The following is a 3,544-nucleotide window of genomic DNA, read 5'->3' on the forward strand; positions in this document are numbered from 1 at the left end:
ATGCGGAGCTGGTCTGCGTCGGCTCAGTCGGCATCGGTGCCATCTCCCGAAAGTTGTTGGGCAGCACGGCGACGGCGTTGGCCGAGGGCGCACACTGCCCGGTGGCGATCATTCGGGACCGCGGCGCGGGGCAGTCAACGGACCGCCGCTGGATCGTGGTCGCCGTCAAGGCGTCGACCGACGATGAAGACATCGTCGTCACCGCCATGGAGGAGGCTCGACTACGCCACGCTCCCGTCCTCGCGGTCGGATTGTGGCAGGAGGACTTCGGCTTCACTCCCTACGACGAACTCGACCGCCTCGTGGCGACCTGGCGGCAGCGTTATCCCGACGTTCACGTCTACCCGGTCACCACGCGATCCGGCCTGGTGCAATTCCTCAACGATGACGCCGACCCCACCGAGCTGGTCGTCGTCGGTGCCGACGAGGCAGGACAAGTCGCCCAAATCGTCGGCCCGCATTGTCATCCCATCATGGGGCACCCGGAGTGCTCCGTGCTGATCGTGCGCCGCTGACGAGCGGGCTCCACGGCGAGAGTCAAACGGTGTAGCCACGACACCAGCTATGCCCTCGTGCACAACTGGCGCACGGGACCTACGGCCCACGATCGAGGACCAAAGCCTCCCGACCTAGGCGGGCGAAGCCCCTAGCGTCAATCACGCCTACTGATCTGACGCCATGATCCGACCTGAAGGGACGACGATGTCCGACACACTCATTTCCCCGCCCCCCGACACCCGACCTACACGCTCACGAGCCGGACTCGGGCTCGCAGCCCTGACGGCGATCGTCGTCGGGTCGATGATCGGAAGCGGGATCTTCGCGCTGCCCTCGCAGATGGCAGCCAGCGCCGCTCCCGGCCCGCTGCTCATCGGCTGGGCAATCACCGGCGTCGGCATGTTGACGCTGGCGTTCGTCTTCCAGACCCTGGCAAGCCGCAAGCCGGAGGTCGACGGCGGCGTCTACGGTTATGCCCGAGCCGGTTTCGGCAACTACATCGGCTTCACGTCCGCCTTCGGCTACTGGGTGTCGGCCTGGGTCGGCAACGTGGCCTACCTCGTTCTGCTGTTCTCGACGCTGGGCTACTTCTTTCCCCAATTCGAGGGCGGCGCAACAGTTCCCGCCATCATCGGCGCATCGGTCGTGCTGTGGGTCGTGCACGCAATGACGCTTCGCGGCGTGCAGACCGCCGCGTTCGTCAACGTCGTGGTAACGGTCGCGAAGGTGGTCCCGATCCTGGTGTTCATCGCCATCGCCGCGGTCGGATTCAAGGCCGGGCTGTTCTCCGCCGACTTCTGGGGCAAGGCCACCCAGATCGACGGCGCTCCCCTCGGCGACACGATGACTCAGGTCAAGAACATGATGCTGGTCACCGTGTGGGTGTTCATCGGCATCGAGGGCGCCTCCGTCTACTCCCAGCGCGCCGCCAGGCGCAAGGACGTCGGCCGGGCCACCGTGCTCGGCTTCGCCGGTGTGTTGGCGCTGCTGCTCATGGTGAACCTGCTGTCGTACGGGTTGATGGCTCAGGCGAAGCTCGCCGGGGTGCCCGATCCTTCGATGGCCGGGGTGCTGGAGAACGAGGTGGGCAGCTGGGGCGCGGCCTTCATCTCGATCGGCCTGGTCGTCTCACTGCTCGGTGCCCTGATCGCCTGGGTGCTGCTGTGCGTCGAGATTCTGCGGCTGCCCGCACTCGAGCACGTCATGCCCAAGGCCCTGGCCAAGGAGAACGCCCACGGCGCACCGGCCAATGCGCTATGGATGACCAATCTGTGCGTCCAGGCCCTGCTGCTGTGGACACTGGCCAACGCGAGTACCTACACCAACCTTGTCTACCTGGCCACGTCCCTGATACTGCTTCCCTACCTGTGGTCGGCGGCATACCAGGTGCTGCTGGCGGTTCGCGGCGAGACCTACGAGGCCGGCTGTGGACGCGTCCGTGATCTCGTCATCGGTGTCGTCGCGCTGGGTTATGCGGTGTGGTTGGTCTACGCGGGCGGCTGGCAGTACCTGCTGGTGGCGGCGATGTTCTATCTCGCGGGCACCGCGCTGTACCTCTGGGCGCGTAGGGAAAGCCACTTGCCGGCGTTCACCAAGCCCGAACTGGTCGCCGTCGCGGTCGTAGCGCTGACGTCGGTACTGGCCGCCGTGCTGATCGCCACCGGAAACCTGTCCGTCCTGTGAGCGCCACCGAATCCCGGCTTGGCGTCTGGTCCGAGGCGGGCAAGCTGCGGCGCGTGATGGTCTGCGCGCCCGGCCTGGCCCACCAACGGCTCACCCCGGACAACTGCCACGAGCTGCTCTTCGACGACGTCATCTGGCTGCAGCAGGCCCGTCGTGATCACTTCGACTTCGTCGCCAAGATGGTCGACCGCGGCGTGGAGGTGCTCGAGCTTCAGGATCTGCTCGCCGACGTCGTGGCGAAACCCGACGGCAGGGACTGGCTGTTGGATCGCGAGGTGACCGACGATCTGGTCGGGCCGGGACTCACGCATGAGATCCGGGCCTGGCTGACCGGCTTGCCACCGGATCGGTTGGCGGAGTTCCTCATTGGCGGCGTCGCCTATCAGGACGTGTGCCAAGAGGTGGACAGCGGCTTCCTCGCGCTGTTCAACTCGTTGGATCCCGCGGGGTTCGTCATCCGACCGCTGCCCAACACGCAGTTCATGCGCGACAACTCCGCATGGATCTTCGGTGGTGTCACGCTGAACCCGATGTACTGGCCTGCGCGGCGCCAGGAGACCCTGCTTACCACCGCGGTCTACAAGTTCCACCCCGCCTTCGCCGACGAGAAGTACGACGTGTGGCTTGGCGACGTCGACGGAGCTCCCGCCGATCACGGGCTGGCCACTCTCGAGGGCGGCGACGTGATGCCGATCGGCAAGGGACTCGTCGTGATCGGCATGGGCGAGCGGTCTTCTCATCAGGCCATTACCCAGGTGGCGCGCAACCTGTTTGCCGCAGGGGCGGCTGACCGAGTGATCATCGCAAGGCTCCCGAAGACCCGTTCTGCCATGCACCTCGACACGGTGTTCACCTTCTGTGACCGCGACCTGGTGACGGCGTTCGCCCCTGTCGTCGACGGGATCGTGCCGATCAGCCTGCGGCCCGACGATGCTTCGCCATCCGGATTGGACGTCCGGCGCGAACCAAAGGGGCTGATCGAGACGATCGGCGAAGCGGTCGGCGTGGACTTTCGCGTCGTCACCACCGCAGGCGACGTCTACGGCATCCAGCGCGAGCAGTGGGATGACGGCAACAACGTGGTCGCCCTCGAACCCGGCGTCGTCATCGGCTACGACCGCAACACACTGACCAACACCGCGTTGCGCAAGGCGGGCGTCGAGGTCGTCACCATCGACGCCAGCGAGCTGGGCCGGGGCCGCGGTGGCGGCCGGTGCATGACATGCCCGATCCTGCGCGACCCGCTCTACACCTGAGTTTCTACCCGAAAGCGAGTCCGGCCATGGCGTTCAACAACCGAAACCGCAGTCTGCTCAGCCTCGTCCATCACACCGATCGTGACCTGCAGTACCTACTTCAACTA

The 3,544-nt window shown here is 65.9% G+C and carries 3 protein-coding genes; all 3 read left to right on the plus strand.

All coding sequences use genetic code 11. The annotated features are described in order from the left end of the window. Positions 1-515 (plus strand): universal stress protein (locus ACRDUX_RS34765; protein ID WP_526421053.1); only part of this gene is annotated, 515 nt, incomplete at its 5' end. A gap of 187 nt (positions 516-702) precedes the next feature. Beyond that, entirely contained in the window at positions 703-2,181 is a 1,479-nt protein-coding gene (gene arcD / locus ACRDUX_RS34770) for an arginine-ornithine antiporter (protein WP_526421055.1), read from the plus strand. Beyond that, on the plus strand, positions 2,178-3,437 hold the full coding sequence (locus ACRDUX_RS34775) for an arginine deiminase (RefSeq protein WP_526421057.1): 1,260 nt from the start codon (positions 2,178-2,180) through the stop codon (positions 3,435-3,437). Before arcD ends, ACRDUX_RS34775 begins: the two co-directional genes overlap by 4 nt. The last annotated feature ends 107 nt before the right edge of the window (positions 3,438-3,544 follow it).

The organism is Mycobacterium sp. (genome assembly GCF_050701675.1).
Lineage (GTDB): Bacteria > Actinomycetota > Actinomycetes > Mycobacteriales > Mycobacteriaceae > Mycobacterium.

What these genes read in the sequence shown, in the direction of transcription:
- arcD (WP_526421055.1), top strand. Translation starts at nt 703, where the DNA reads ATGTCCGACACACTCATTTCCCCGCCCCCCGACACCCGACCTACACGC.